A 14,860-nucleotide genomic window follows, 5' to 3' on the forward strand; every position below is an offset into this window, starting at 1 on the left:
AGAACAGACAGCTGAACCAGTTGAAACAGCTGTTTTTTGGCTAGGTTGGGGTGGCTAACTTCATTATAGAACTTTCGAAACTAGAAAGTTTATCACCGCCGTTCAATCCGAAACTGCTTGCGTTCGACCAACCGTTTAGACTGCTCTAACTTGCGCTGTTGAATGGTCTGGATAAGGCTCTTTACATCCTTCAACTCCTGATCAGTTGGCAATCCATAGATCTGAAAAGATGGATCTTGCTGCCAAGGATAATCATGGCAAATAACCAGATCATAAGATTGGTCTGATTGGACAGGCTCGATTTGAATTGACCGATTTCGTTCTAAGGACTGACATAAGACATGTAAAATGGGAGAGCTAATGACAGACGGATAACTGGATGCCCACCCAATTTTCACCATGGTTGGCTCCACCTGCATAAAATATGAAAATAATTGTGTCAAAGATAGCAAATGGCTGGTGGCTGGGGCTTGCCTTCGCCCAAAAATCTCCTCAGATACATGGTGCAAGATACTAGAAGCAGCCTCTTGCATGAAAGTATCATAGCTAGCCAACTCATCAAAGCCACTATCGATGCAGGAAGTGAAAAAATAGAGCTGACTAAAGACCTGATTGAGATGATAGAGTTCGCCTTCTTCCACTGTCAAATCTGTCTTCAAGAGAATTTTTACCCGTTGAAAGGCCCAACTAGTTGCTTCCATAATGGGTCCACCGAAGCCCAAGACCTGTTCTAATTGATGGGCTGCCACTATCCCTTGACTAAACAAGAAGGCAAAAACAGACATGGCGTCTCCCTCTTGAAAGGAAGCGGAAGCTTGCTGGCGTAAGGTTAAAAAGAGCTGGCGTAGGTGACGGTAAAATTTATGTTGCTCATAGGGAGCCATTAACTGATAAACTGCCTGGAAATCCAAATCCTTCAATCGCATTCTTTTCTGAACAATCATCAACCAGAGAGCTAACTGATGGGCCTGTCGAGGATTAAATTGTGATTGATAAAAGCGTTCAAAAATCGGCAGATGAGCAAGTTGCTCCCTAAAGACCCGATCTTGTTCTAATTCCTTGAAAGGCCTGGTCAGCCAGAATAATTGATAATAAAAATAGCGAATTTGCAACTCACTACCCCGCAAACGACCGTTCCGTATGCTCACCTGAAACTCTTTCAGGACTTTGTTTAATGTCGAAAGGTGTCTGTTCAAAGTAGCTTCACTCAGCAATAAATCTTGAGCTAGCATGGGGATGGAGCATTCATTTTTATCAAAAAAATAAAGTAAAATCTGGTACTTGATACTAGTTCTAAAGAGATAGGCAAACAGGTCTTGTCTGGATAAATTAGCTCCGCGTTGTAAGACAATTTCTTCTTCTCTAATTTGAAAAACTAGACCAAACTGGCCCTCTTCAACCTCTTCAGAGAAACTTTCTATATAGCGTAACAAGGTAGATTTAGACAGATGGAGCTCCTGGGCAACTTCCTTTATTCCAATAGGTGTAACGGACTTGCGCAAGAGAAGAAAGAGCTGGTAAATAGCGCGTTCACGTTTTTCCAATAAGTCTAGAATATGCACACAATCACCACCTATTCTTGGTCATTTTTTTGCCACAAATACTGATTGGCTGCTTCCATAATGAATGGTTGCAGATCGGTTCTACCAGGCAAACAAAGCCAGGATTCTTGTAACAAGTCCTCAACTGTCATATTTTTTGAAATAGCTAGTGCCAATACATTCATCTGTGCCATGTGGTCAGAGGAAGATACCAATTGACCACCAAGAATACGTCCATCTCTTCGACTGACTACCATTTTAAAGTCTATTTCATGTTTATCCCATTGACTGAATGGATGACGGATGCGAATAGTGTCTGTGTCTAACCACAGGTTTGCTTCCCTTTCTGTCAATCCTACGCTAGTCAGATTATAGCCAAACACATGGGTGGAGACAATGCGTTGAACAGGCTTTAAGCTCTTCTGCTTAACCAGTAGATTTTCAGCAACCAGACGCCCTGTCAACATAGCGTGGTTGATCATGGGCAGGTAGGCCTGCCCAAACATGGTAACAGGCATCCGAATTAAATCCCCTACCGCAAAAATTCCAGCTTGGCTGGTTTCAAGATACTCATCCACCAGAATACTACCATCTGTATGCAGGTCCACTAGTCCTTCCACCAAATCTGTATGGGGTCTAAAGTTGGTACCCAAAAGCACCAAGTCCGAATGATATGTTCCCTGCAAACTGCGTAACTGGACTTGACCTATCTCATCCAAGTTAACTTCATTAACTGTTTCCGAAAAATGATAGTCGAGTCCAATTCGGTCAAACTCTCCCCAGATAAAATCGACCATTTCTTGATCGAAATATTTGGCTAAGGGCCATTCTTGTGATTCAATCAACCTGATCTTAATGGATGAACGACTGAGAGCCTCCAAACTTTCAAGACCAATTTGACCAGCTCCTATGACTGTTACCCTTCCGGCCCCTTCAATCTTTTCGAAACTCTTTTTAGCTTCTCCAATAGATTTACTTGTCAAAATCTTTTCCGATAGATCAACCGACTGGTGTCCCCAAACTTGTTGAGCACCCATAGCTAAAATGAGATAGTCGTAGGATAATTCCCGTATGCTTTCTTCTTTTTTTAGTCTTATTTTTTTAGATACAGCTTCTATAGAAATGCATTCCCATCCAAGTAAGAAATGAACGGCCGACTGCTCTAGCCCTTCAAAATAGCCAACCCTCGCTTCTTCCCAGCTTGAAATTTCCCCTTTTACTTTCCAATTGAGTGCATTGGGAAAGTAGCCTGTACTTTCTTCCTTGTCAATCACATAAATAATCGCTTGTGGATAGCGTTTCTGGCATTCCATTGCAGCTGTCAAACCAGCGAATGAAGCACCAATGATCAAAATATTCATCCCGCTTCCTCCCTTCTCCTCCATTATAGCATTGACAAGGCAAATTCTTATTGAAAAGGTTTACACATCCAAACAAAAAAGCACACCTATTTTATGATGTGCTTGAATAAATTTAAATAAAAGGTCGAAAATGGCAGTTGATGCCCTAATTATCTTTGCTCGGGTTAAAAATATCCCCCGGACATTTTTAATAATCCGGTCTAACAACTCCTGTCACTGTGGCTTTGGTTGCTTCGTAGTCGCCGTCAACGACGACTTTGATAATGCGTTTGGCGTCTTCTTCTGGACAAGGTACCAATGGTAAGCGGAGTGGTCCAACTTCAAATCCCATGTAATTGAGAACTGCCTTGACTGGTGCAGGACTAGGATAAGAGAATAGAGCATTAACTTTGGGAATAAACTTGCGTTGAATGGCTGCGGCTGTTCGGATATCTTGCTGCTCAATGGCTGTGAACATCTCAAACATTTCATCGCCATTGGTATGGGAAGCAACTGAGATTACACCATCAGCACCCAAGTTCATAGCATGGAAGGCATCTCCATCCTCACCTGTATACACCAAGAAATCCTCAGGCTTGTTCTCAATCAAGTAAGCCATATTAGCAAGGCTGGTACACTCTTTAACACCGATAATATTTGGATGCTCCGCCAAACGCAACATGGTTTCTGGCGTCATTTCGACCACGACACGACCTGGGATATTGTAGATAATGATTGGCAAATCAGAAGCATCCGCAATAGCCTTGAAGTGCTGGTACATGCCTTCTTGAGAAGGTTTATTGTAATAAGGAACAATGGCAAGACCTGCTGCAAATCCACCGAAAGCAGCTACTTCCTTAGCGAACTCGATGGAGTCGCGAGTATCATTGGTACCGATACCAGCAATCAAAGGAACGCGACCATTAACGATTTTTTGCACGGCTGCAAACAATTCTAATTCTTCCGCGTGTGTAAGGGTTGGACTTTCAGCAGTTGTTCCTGCCAACAAAATCCCTTCGGTATGATGAGCCAACAAATGTTCGACCAATTCTGGCAACACATCATAGTTAATTGCACCATCTTCTTTAAAGGGCGTAATCATAGCCGTAATGATTTTTACATCTCGTAAATCTTGAATAGACATAGAACCTCCTAATCAATAAATTCGTATCCAGCTTTCTGAAGAACTTCAATAGCTGCTGGGAAATTATTAGCTTTAGTAAGTATGTAATCAGTATTGAAAGTAGATACTGCAAAGATACTGATTTTTGCCTCTGCTAATATTTGACTAATCTGTGAAAGGATACCTACTAATGAAAAGTCAAGTACCCCTACAACACGAAAAGCTATCCAATCTTTGTCCTCTTCTATAACATTATCAGGAACTTCTTGACTCAGACAAACCAGTGAGTTTTCTTCATCCGTTTTACCGATAAAAACATAAGAACTAGTCAAGTTAATCTTTGAATAATCTTCGAGTTTACAAACTGAAAAATTACCTTTAATAATTTTAAGTTTCATTTGTTTATATCTACTTCCTAAAATAGCAAGGATCTGGCTGTTTGGTTAGACAAGCTTGTAACTTGGATAAGAGGTAATAGATGATTTTATTTCAACTCAAATTTCAAGTCTGCAGTTGGACGAACAAGACCACGTTCGTGGAGAGTTTCAGCGATTTGAACAGAGTTCCATGCCGCACCCTTGAGCAAGTTGTCAGAAACAACCCACATGTGAATACCGTTTTCCTTGTCCAAATCCTTACGAATACGACCCACGAAAGTATCACGGCTACCAACTGCGTTGACTGCTTGCGGATAAATTTGGTTGGCTACATCATCTTCTAAAACAGCACCTGGGAAGGCTGCGATAGCTGCTTTGACTTCATCAATCGGTGCAATTTCTTTGGTTTCAATGTAAACAGATTCAGAGTGTGCAGACAAGACAGGGATACGGACACAGGTTGCAGAAACGGCAATGCTGTCATCTTCCATGATTTTCTTGGTTTCTCTGGTCATCTTCATCTCTTCATAAGTGTAGTCATTTTCAGTGAAGAGGTCAATTTGTGGAATCGCATTGAAACCGATTGGGTAGTGCTTCTTATCGCCACCTGAAGGAAGAATATTTGCTTCTACCGCTTTTGGTTCCACGCCATCATTCAAGACAGAACGAAGCTGAGCTTGTGTTTCCAAGATTGCTCCCATACCAGCACCAGAAACTGCCTGATAGGTTGATACGATAATCCGCTCCAAGCCCCATTTCTGACGAACAGGCTCCAATGCAACCATCATCTGAATAGTTGAGCAGTTTGGACAAGCAATGATACCATTGTGGGCATCAAGCGCGTGTGCATTAACTTCAGGAACAACCAACGGTACATCTGGATTTTGACGGAAGTAAGAGGTATTGTCAACCACTACAGCTCCTGCTTTTACTGCGTAAGGAGCGTACTTGGCAGATGTAGAACCACCAGCTGAGAAGAGGGCAATATCCACTCCTTCAAAGGCTGTTTCTGTTGTTTCTTCAATGACAATGTCCTGTCCCTTAAACTGCAAGGTCTTGCCTGCTGAACGGGCAGAAGCAAGGAAACGCACTTTCTCGATTGGAAGTGTTGACTCTTCCAACATTTTTATCATTTGGGCACCAACTGCACCAGTTGCACCAACAACAGCTACTACATAAGCCATAGAAATCTCCTTTAGGTTAATTCTTCAAAATTTTCTAAAAATTTGTTATTTCATAATTATACCACAAATTTCCTGAATGAAAAGCTGGAATGTGCTAAATTTACAATCAATCTGCCGAAAATTCCACACTAGACTGAGTAAATTGTCATACGATTTCGACTTGTGCTTATCACCATTCAAAAAAGACAGAAATGACCCAAAACAAGTCATAACTGCCTTATTGTATTTTGTCCACTTGCATTATCCGACTCTGGAGCAGGTAGGGCAGCCGGTACTTGTCAGTCATACACTTCAAAAACTCGTGCATTTCCTGGGCATGACTCTCCAGAAATAGGTCCAATTCCTTGAAGCGTTCCCTTTCTTCATCACTTGCACACTTTTTAAAATAACCCCAAATATGCTGATAGGCAGTGCGCAAAGTTTTTATACTAGGATTGTGAGCTAAAGCCTCCGCTAGCAAACGTTCAAATTCAAGTTCTTTGTCAACTGACCAAACATTTCCCTTAAAAAGCTGACGCAAGGCATTATAATGATGCTGAGAATGAGCCATGACCAGATATTTCTCTCTTGCCCATCTCTTCTGAAAGTACTTGAGATTTGTCACCCTTGTCACCTCCTCCTATTTGTCAAACCTAGACCATCGCCAGCCACAGACCCAAACAGACCACCATATATAAATAATGCAATCCTATCAGCAAATACACTAAACCTTTGGACAAAATCGTAATATGCCGATGGACGTAGGGCTGCTTTGGCTTAAGTGGATTGTAGTAAACATCGACGCTAGAACCAATGGAAAAAGGTCCAGCAAAGAACTGGACGTTAGACTGAACAGACTATTCTTATTTCGATAAATAATTAAAGAATCTGGTAAATATTTTCTATCTAGCAAATTATATGCTGTCCCGTTACCAAGCATGATAAGGGTGTTAAAACCGTGACGTATCGACAGGATTGGAAATGTGGACCAACAGCCCAATAATAGCTTTGTCTCACCCAGTAGCCACGACAGGCAGGATAAGGCCATTGTAGGACATGAATGAGTAGTCTTTAATACAGCCTGTCACCTTTGCAGTACAGAGTTCACTTTTCCGCTTGCTAAGGTAGTAAAACACATAGATGAGAATGGGGGATAGACTTAATAAAACTATGGTAACAGCTAGTACAATCCAAACAAATAGTTGGCTCCACACTAGTCCTCCTTGCTAATCGGAGCTAGGCTGGCCAAAACTTTTTTCAGACCCATTTCTGGAAAATTGATTTTGAGTTCTTGGTTGCTGCCCGATCCTGAAACTTCAAGTACAGTACCGCGACCCCATTTTCGATGGACAGCAATGTCGCCAACGGACCATGTTGTGGCTGAACTAGATGGATTGGAGCTAGCAAAAGGCATGGTCCCCCCAAATCGAGTGGACTGTTGCACAGAAGATTTCCGACTTTGGAGAGCCTGCTGCAAACTCATCCCTTGTCCAAACTGGGTCGCTTTGCCATTGACATAAGAAGCCTTAAAGCTGGTATTAGCAGGACGGGCCAGACCTTGATAATCCAAGAGATCACTTGAAATCTCACGAATAAAACGACTAGGCTGGTTGTAATTGCTCCGACCGAACAAGAGGCGGGAATTGGCATTGGTCAAATAAAGAATATGCTCGGCACGGGTGATGCCAACGTAAGCCAGACGGCGCTCTTCTTCTAACTCAGCTTCTTCTTCCGCTGCACGACTGAGAGGAAAGACATTTTCCTCCATACCAATGAGAAAGACAACTGGAAATTCCAAGCCCTTGGCCGCATGAAGGGTCATGAGCGTGACTTCCGACATTTCCTTGTCGCCGTCATCTGTATCAGCGATCAGGGCCAAATCCAGCAAGAATCGACTGAGTCTATCCACCCCTGTCTCTTCTTCCTCTACCTCTTTTTCATCGAAATTTTTGGTCACCGAAAGAAATTCCTGAATGTTTTCAATGCGGGCATTGGCCTCAATCGTTCCTTGTACAGCCAAGGCATTGAGGTAGCCAGTCTTATCTAAGACCACCTCGGCCAATTCGGTCACTGTCATCTCATCCAGTCGATTGCGGAGATTGTATAGCAGGGTTGCAAGGTCAAAAACGGCTTGAGCAGCCTTACCCTTGACACCAGACAGCATAATATCCTGTGATGCTTCAAGCAAGGACATGGCATGCGTCGTCGCAAAGTCCCTAATCTTATCGACTGTTCCCGGTCCTACTCCGCGTTTGGGTTCATTGACAATGCGCTCGTAAGAAATATTGTCTGCAGGGTTGGCAATAATATTCAGATAGGAAATCACATCTCGGATTTCCTTACGGCTATAGAACTTGGTCCCGCCCACCATAGTGTAAGGAATATTGGCCTTGAGCAGGGCCTCCTCAATGGTACGAGACTGGGCATTAGTCCGGTAAAGAACGGCGAAGTCCTTATAAGGCTTGCCTTCACGATGGTGTTGGTCAATTTGACTGGCAACATAAATCGCCTCATCGCCCTCATCGCGCGCACGATAGTAGGTAATCAAATCTCCCTGAGCATTTTGCGTCCACAGCTTCTTCGGACGGCGGTTGCGATTGTTCTCAATAACCTCATTGGCTGCCTGAAGGACTGTCTTGGTCGAGCGGTAATTTTCCTCCAGCAAAACCACCTTGCTTTCTGGATAATCCTTCTCAAAATCCAAGATATTTTGCATATCCGCCCCACGCCAGCCATAGATGGACTGGTCCGCATCACCGACCACACAGATATTCTTAAAGCGTGACGCTAAGAGTTTGACCAGCTGATACTGGGCGTGGTTGGTATCTTGGTACTCATCGACATGGATATATTGAAATTTCTGCTGGTAGTAGGTCAGGACGTCAGGATTTTGGTCAAATAGGCGGAGCGTCAACATGATTAGGTCATCAAAATCGACTGCCTCTGACTGACGGAGTTCTTTCTGATAAGCCTTGTAGCATTTGGCAACAATCTGCGTATAGAGATCGCCTGCCTGCGCCTCATAAGCCACATCATCAATCAAATCATTCTTGGCATTGGAAATGGTTGCCAAAATGGTCCGCTCACTCCACTTTTTCGGGTCCAGATTTAGAGCTTTCAAAATCCGTTTCATCAGCGTGCGTTGCTCACCCGGATCTACGATGGTAAAGTTACGGTTATAGCCAATGTGATCCGCATCCCGACGCAAAATCCGTACACACATGGAGTGGAAAGTGGCAATCAAGCAGTCTTGCGTAGCAGGATTGAGCGCATAGGCCCGCTCCTTCATCTCCCGCGCAGCCTTATTGGTAAAGGTAATGGCCAAAATATTCCAAGGATTAACCATTTTTTCATCAATCAGATAAGCAATGCGGTGGGTTAGAACACGAGTCTTGCCTGAGCCCGCACCTGCCATAATTAAGAGCGGACCTTCCGTTGTCTGAACAGCCTCCGCCTGTCTATCGTTCATTCCGTTTAATAAAGGGTTCATATTCTCATACTTTCTCAAAATGTAATTACTCTCCATTATACCAAAATATACTTCATTTACGAAATGTCAGACCAGTAAAAAAGCCCAGAGAAAACTCTGGACCTTATTTTATCAATTAAGCTTATTCCGCACCAAGTGCTGCCATTGTAATGTAGTTGTATGGCTTGTTGAAGTGTGGCAAGAAGAAGAGATCCATCAATGCCAACTCTTCGATTGTCACTTGTTTCATGATAGCAAGTGAGAACATGTGGATACCCATTGACATATCTTCGCGTGATACCATTTGGCAACCAAGAACTACACGTGTATCTTTGTCAAAGACAATCTTGATTGCTACTTCGTGGTTGTTATGTTTAATAAATTCAGGTTTTTGAAGGTCTGTGAATGACGCTACTGCTGCGTTGAAACCAGCATCTTTCGCGCGCTCTTCTGTCAAACCAGTTGAAACCATGTTAAGACCAAAGATTGAGATACCGTTTGAACCTTGAACACCAACTCCTTCCAACTCATGGCCAGTTGCGTTGTGAGCAGCTACGATACCTGTACGAACAGCGTTTGATGCCAAAGCGATATAGCTTGTATCTTGACGAGCATTGTCGTAGATAGTTGCACAGTCACCGATTGCATAAACGTCTTTCATGCTTGTTTCTTGTTTCTTGTCAACGATCCATGCACCGTTACGGAAGGTTTCCAATTGACCTTTAGCAAGACCTGTGTTAGGACGGAAGCCTACACACATGATAACCATGTCAACGTCAAATGTTTCTTTATCAGTCACAAGACGCTCAACTTTACCGTCACCTTCAACAGCTTGAACAGCTTGACCAAGAGCCAATTTCACACCGTTTTCTTCAAGGTTTTTGTTCATCATTTCAGTAAAGTCACGGTCATAGTATGCACCCATAACTGTTGGAGCGATATCAACAAGAACAACTTCTTTACCTTTACGCTTAAAGCTTTCTGCAAGCTCAACACCGATGTAACCACCACCAACAACAGCTACACGGTTAATGTCTGGATTTTCAAGCTTGTTAATAACGTCTTCAGCGTTTTGGTACAATTTAACAAATTGAAGGTTTTCAAGAGTTGCTTCAAAGTCAGTTGAACCTTCTTTGATTTCCACACCTTTGATTGGTGGGATGATTGGTTGTGAACCAGTCGCAAGAATCAATTTTTCGTATGATTCTACGTGCTCTTTACCGTCAACAATTGCAGTAACTTCTTTTTTCTCGAAGTCAATGTCTACAACTGGTGATTGCATGTGAACGGTTGCGCCCATGCTTTCCAATTGCTCTTTATCTGAGTAGAAAAGACCTTCTGGACCATCGATTTGTTCACCGATCCAAAGTGCCATACCACAACCCAAGAAAGAAATGTTTGAGTTTTGGTCAAATGTTACGATTTCATTTTCAGCACCGTAGTTTGACAACATTGTTTTGATACATGCAGTACCAGCGTGGTTTGTACCCACAACGACGATTTTAGCCATAATGGAAAATCTCACTTTCGAAAATATATTTTTTTACACTATCCATTATACACATGACTGTTACCGATTTCAAAAATAATGCTCATAAAATCACAAAAATTTTAAGATTCTTCTTCAAAGGTTCCCGTCACAAACATGGTGAAGCTAGCTCTGACTAATTTTTGACCTTTTTCATTGGTAACAACTGCTTCTACCAACTTGGTTGAACGACCATCGTGAACAATTTCTGCCGTGATAGTCAACTTGTCTCCCAGATGGCCCGCCCTTGTAAAATGAACATTGGACTGGAGGGTCACACACTTGTATCCCTGAGAGAAAACAGCCAGTCCAGCAACATTATCACAAAAGGTAAACAGATAACCTCCGTGGGTCATGCCATAAATATTCAAGGAAGACTCAACTACTCTTGTCTCAATGACCACTCGACCATTTGAGACCTCAACCAACTCATAATTTTCAAACACCAAAACCGGTGGAATATGATATTTATCCATGTTTACTCCTCGTGTTTTTTTCTCCATTTTACGGGAAAAAATCCTTTCTTGCAAATACTTACTATATCAACAATCAACTTTCTACCCATTTTGTGAGGATTGTGCTAAAATATGGAAAACTCAAGGAGAACAACTATGTACGAATTTGTCTTAGAATACGGGTCCTTCCCTGTAAAATTGATTGATGGTTTTGTCGACAACCGTGTCGAAATCCCTGAATGGCTGGAAGGGGATGAGGAGATGGTTGCTAGACTTCATGCCATCAACGAGCTCTTCCACCAACTCTTTCACACCGTAGAATGTAAATTTGACTACATCGGCAAGCAATTCCCTGACAAGATTGAACAACTAAGAGCACTTTATCATCCCCTGGCAGAGGATTTACTGGTCAAGTACGGTGATGCAGTCGAATTGAAGATTGAACCCTTTATTTTGTAAGACAAAAGAGATGACCGCAATCATCTCTTTTCTTCTATCCTGTATTCCAAACCATACTGGTCACGCGACAGGTAGCCGTAGTCCACCAAGTAGCGTCTTAAAATTGCATAGTCATCGTAAATCTCAGCTAGAAAGGCATTGACTTCTTTTTCGGTGAATGTCGAGCCCTTCTTAGCCAATTCCTCCTGTAAGTATGCAAACAAGACCTGCTTACTTTTTAATTTCTTCGGAATGACAAGCAACTTCCCTTCTCGGAAAAATTTTTCTTGAATATCTTGAACATTCATATCACCCTCCCAAAAATCCCAGCCCGCAGGCTAGGATTTCACAATATTTACAAATTAACGAATTTCAGCACCAAGCTCTACCAAAGCCTTACTGATTTTCTCCATGTACTTAGCCACTTCCTCATCCGTCAGGTTATCCGCAGGATTTTGGAAGGTCAGGTTATAAGCCATAGACTTCTTACCGGCCTCAATATTGCTACCCGCATAGACATCAAAGAGGGTCACCTTGGTCAAGCGTTTCACGCCGCCACCAGCAATGGCATCCAAGACATCCTGATGCTTGACATCACTGCTCAAGAGCAGGGCAATATCACGGCTAACCGCTGGGAATTTGGAGATTTCGGTAAATGGCTGAGCAGGCTGGAGGGCTTCTTCAATCGCATCCAGATTGATTTCAGCCACATAGGTTTCAGGAATACCGTAGTCCTTGGCCGTTTGAGGATGTACCTGACCGACAAAGCCGATAACTGCCCCATTCAAATGGATTTCAGCTGTACGACCTGGGTGCAAGGCAGCAATCTCACTAGTCGCCACAAAGTCAACTGCCAACTTGTAATGAGCAAAGATAGCTTCCAAAATTCCTTTGGCATGGAAGAAATCAACGGGCACAGCAGGTGTCTGGAAGTCTTTTTCAGCCACCAAACCAGTCAAGACAAGGGCAAACTTATTGATTTCTTGTGGCAAGTCCTCTTTTGGATTGCCAGACTGTTCAAAGATTTTACCGATTTCGTAAAGAGCCAAGTTCTTGTTCTTACGAGCCACGTTGTAGGCTACTGTTTCCAGCATACCAGACACCATGTTCTGACGAAGGGCTGAGCGGTCAACGGTCATTGGCCACATTAGTTCAGTGACTGTGGTTGGACGAGCCGCAAACTCCACAGCCTTTTCAGGCGTTGTCAAGGCATAGGAAATGATTTCTGTCAGACCTGCACCTTCTGCCAGGCTACGCACTTGGCGACGGATGTTCTGGGTCAGGGTTAGCTCACCTGCTGTTCCGTCCTCTTTCGGAAGAGTGGTCGGTAGATTATTATACCCATAGATACGTGCGATTTCCTCTACCAAGTCTGCTGGAATGCGAATGTCCCAACGGCGACGTGGTACTGCGACAGTAAACTGACTTGCATCGCCAGTTATTTCCATACCTAAACGACGGAAAATATCAGCGATTTGGTCATAATCAAGGCTGGTACCAAGCGAACGGTTGACATAGTTAATAGTCGCTGTAACGGGAACATCAGAGGTGTCCACGCTACCTGCTGAAACGATACCAGACAAGACCTGACCGCCAGCCAGTTCCGCAATCATAGCAGCTGCTGTGTCCATAGCCTCCGTCAAGGTCGCTACGTTGATGCCCTTTTCAAATCGAGAAGAGGACTCAGAGCGAAGGTTGAGGCGACCTGAGGTCTTGCGGATAGACTTGCCGTCAAAAAGGGCAGCTTCCAGCACGACGGTCTTAGAGCTATTGTCAATCTCTGTATTAGCACCACCCATAACACCACCGAGGGCAACTGCCTTGTCCGCAACGGAAATCACGATGTCATCGGTAATCAAGTCACGCTCTTCGCCGTCAAGAGTTACCAGGCTCTCACCCTCTTTTGCCTGACGAGCCACGATTTTCTTATCGTCAAACTTGTCAAAATCAAAGGCGTGCATTGGCTGACCAAAGTAAAGCAAGATATAGTTAGTGATGTCCACTACGTTGTTAAGCGGGCGAATGCCAGCGTTCATGAGCAGATTTTGCAACCATTGTGGACTTGGTGCGATGGTCACATTTTCGATGACACGAGCCGTGTAGGCAGGCACCTTGTCTGACTCAATGGCCACTTCAATCACATCGCTGGCCTTCTTGTCACTTTCCTCTAAGACCACAGGCTTGAAGTTGACCTTGCTGTCATAGATAGCTGCCACTTCATGAGCCACGCCACGCATGGAGAGGGCGTCGGCACGGTTTGGTGTGATGGACAGCTCGATAATCTCGTCGTCAAGGTCTAGGTATGAAAAGACTGGCTCACCCACCACTGCATCTTCTGGCAGGTGGTAGATTCCATCCGCATAGACCTTTGGCACAACTGAGTCGGACACGCCGATTTCGCTCAATGAGCAGAGCATCCCCAAGGACTCAACTCCGCGGATTTTGCCTTTCTTGATCTTGTAGTTGCCAGCGATACGAGCTCCTGGCAGAGCGACGATCACCTTGATACCAGCTTTCACATTTGGAGCACCGCAAACAATTTGCGTGATTTCTTCGCCCACATTGACCTCGCAGATGTTGAGGTGGGTATCTGGAATTGGCTCAGCAGACACAACCTGACCGACAACCAACTTAGAAAGGCCAGCACTCTTTTGCTCAACCCCTTCTACTTCAATTCCTGTTGTTGACATTTTTTCAGACAAGTCATGACTTGTCGCATCAAAGTCAACCAGTTCTTTTAACCATTTGTAACTTACTAACATATTATCCTTTCTGGTGCAAAGGCCGCTTTAATAGCCAATCCACATCAATCTTATCACCGACCGCAAATTCATGCTGGCCATATTTTTCAAATCCGTATTTGGAATAGAATTTCTGAGCCTTGTAATTATGTTCCCAAACTCCCAGCCAGACCCAATCACAGCTTGACTGCTCTGCTTTTTCCAAAGCAAACTCAAAAAGTTTCTTACCCAACCCCTGACCTTGATAGGCCTTTAAGAGATAGATACGCTGGATTTCAAAGGCATTTTCCAACTCCTGCTCCGTCTGGGCAGGACCTTGGTTGAGCTTGAGATAACCAGCCACCTGATCACCAATCCTCAGAAAATAATGCTGGCAATCGGGATCAGACAACTCCCTTGTCAAAACCTCCACGGAATAAGCCTCCTCGAAGAATGCTTCCAGTTCCTCTGGATCATTATCATGGGCAAAGGTTTCAGCAAAGGTCTGCTTGGCCAACTCCTGCAAAACGGAAACCTCTTCCAAACGTATCGAATCTATCTGCATCTCAATGCCTTTCATTATCTAAGTGGACTAGGTAAACCGCTAGAACAGCTACCATTTCTCGTACTGAACACCTAACAAACTACCTAAATTACGACGACTTTCAAGCGGAACGACACTTTCCGCTTGAAAAACTAGTGAGGA

Annotated in this window: 13 protein-coding genes; 1 reads left to right on the forward strand and 12 read right to left on the reverse strand. The window is 43.6% G+C overall.

Going from position 1 to position 14,860, the window contains the following annotated elements; translation table 11 throughout:
• Window positions 1-92: 92 nt before the first annotated feature.
• From ACHBGV_RS01365 to ACHBGV_RS01405, 9 genes are all read right to left on the reverse strand, one after another.
• A complete protein-coding gene (locus ACHBGV_RS01365; RefSeq protein WP_394735489.1) occupies window positions 93-1,562 on the reverse strand; it encodes a helix-turn-helix domain-containing protein in 1,470 nt (489 codons plus the stop codon).
• An 11-nt stretch (window positions 1,563-1,573) separates the two neighbouring features.
• Window positions 1,574-2,902 carry an FAD-dependent oxidoreductase gene (locus ACHBGV_RS01370; protein WP_394735490.1) on the reverse strand — a complete coding sequence of 443 codons (1,329 nt, stop codon included), beginning with the start codon at window positions 2,900-2,902 and terminating at the stop codon, window positions 1,574-1,576.
• Between the two features lie 187 nt (window positions 2,903-3,089).
• Window positions 3,090-4,025, reverse strand: a complete 936-nt coding sequence (gene dapA / locus ACHBGV_RS01375; RefSeq protein WP_394735491.1) for a 4-hydroxy-tetrahydrodipicolinate synthase — start codon at window positions 4,023-4,025, stop codon at window positions 3,090-3,092.
• Window positions 4,026-4,033: 8 nt separating this feature from the next.
• The gene (locus ACHBGV_RS01380) at window positions 4,034-4,402 is read right to left on the reverse strand and encodes an ACT domain-containing protein (RefSeq protein WP_172073506.1); all 369 of its coding nucleotides are present in this window, start codon (window positions 4,400-4,402) and stop codon (window positions 4,034-4,036) included.
• An 86-nt stretch (window positions 4,403-4,488) separates the two neighbouring features.
• Complete coding sequence (locus tag ACHBGV_RS01385; RefSeq protein ID WP_394735492.1) at window positions 4,489-5,565, reverse strand: aspartate-semialdehyde dehydrogenase; 1,077 nt, start codon at window positions 5,563-5,565, stop codon at window positions 4,489-4,491.
• Window positions 5,566-5,782: 217 nt separating this feature from the next.
• On the reverse strand, window positions 5,783-6,115 hold the full coding sequence (locus ACHBGV_RS01390; RefSeq protein ID WP_257105035.1) for a YbgA family protein: 333 nt from the start codon (window positions 6,113-6,115) through the stop codon (window positions 5,783-5,785).
• 642 nt (window positions 6,116-6,757) lie between these two features.
• Window positions 6,758-9,034 (reverse strand): DNA helicase PcrA, encoded by a 2,277-nt coding sequence (pcrA, locus tag ACHBGV_RS01395; protein WP_394735493.1) that lies wholly within the window; start codon window positions 9,032-9,034, stop codon window positions 6,758-6,760.
• 121 nt (window positions 9,035-9,155) lie between these two features.
• A complete protein-coding gene (gene nox, locus ACHBGV_RS01400; RefSeq protein ID WP_105112006.1) occupies window positions 9,156-10,523 on the reverse strand; it encodes a H2O-forming NADH oxidase in 1,368 nt (455 codons plus the stop codon).
• A 101-nt stretch (window positions 10,524-10,624) separates the two neighbouring features.
• Entirely contained in the window at window positions 10,625-11,017 is a 393-nt protein-coding gene (locus ACHBGV_RS01405; protein WP_105112007.1) for a PaaI family thioesterase, read from the reverse strand.
• A 135-nt stretch (window positions 11,018-11,152) separates the two neighbouring features.
• Between ACHBGV_RS01405 and ACHBGV_RS01410 the strand changes: the two genes are divergently transcribed.
• A complete protein-coding gene (locus tag ACHBGV_RS01410; RefSeq protein WP_394735494.1) occupies window positions 11,153-11,455 on the forward strand; it encodes a hypothetical protein in 303 nt (100 codons plus the stop codon).
• 20 nt (window positions 11,456-11,475) lie between these two features.
• On the opposite strand, the gene ACHBGV_RS01415 is transcribed toward ACHBGV_RS01410, so the two are convergent.
• Genes ACHBGV_RS01415 through ACHBGV_RS01425 form a run of 3 tightly spaced genes read right to left on the reverse strand, consistent with a single transcriptional unit; the run spans window position 11,476 to window position 14,719 of the window.
• The gene (locus ACHBGV_RS01415) at window positions 11,476-11,742 is read right to left on the reverse strand and encodes a DUF2087 domain-containing protein (protein ID WP_394735495.1); all 267 of its coding nucleotides are present in this window, start codon (window positions 11,740-11,742) and stop codon (window positions 11,476-11,478) included.
• A gap of 54 nt (window positions 11,743-11,796) precedes the next feature.
• Window positions 11,797-14,196 carry a phenylalanine--tRNA ligase subunit beta gene (pheT, locus tag ACHBGV_RS01420; protein WP_394735496.1) on the reverse strand — a complete coding sequence of 800 codons (2,400 nt, stop codon included), beginning with the start codon at window positions 14,194-14,196 and terminating at the stop codon, window positions 11,797-11,799.
• Between the two features lies 1 nt (window position 14,197).
• Entirely contained in the window at window positions 14,198-14,719 is a 522-nt protein-coding gene (locus tag ACHBGV_RS01425) for a GNAT family N-acetyltransferase (protein WP_125265549.1), read from the reverse strand.
• Window positions 14,720-14,860 lie beyond the last annotated feature (141 nt).

Origin of the sequence: Streptococcus sp. A34, assembly GCF_043674115.1 — a bacterium.
Taxonomy (GTDB): domain Bacteria; phylum Bacillota; class Bacilli; order Lactobacillales; family Streptococcaceae; genus Streptococcus; species Streptococcus suis_V.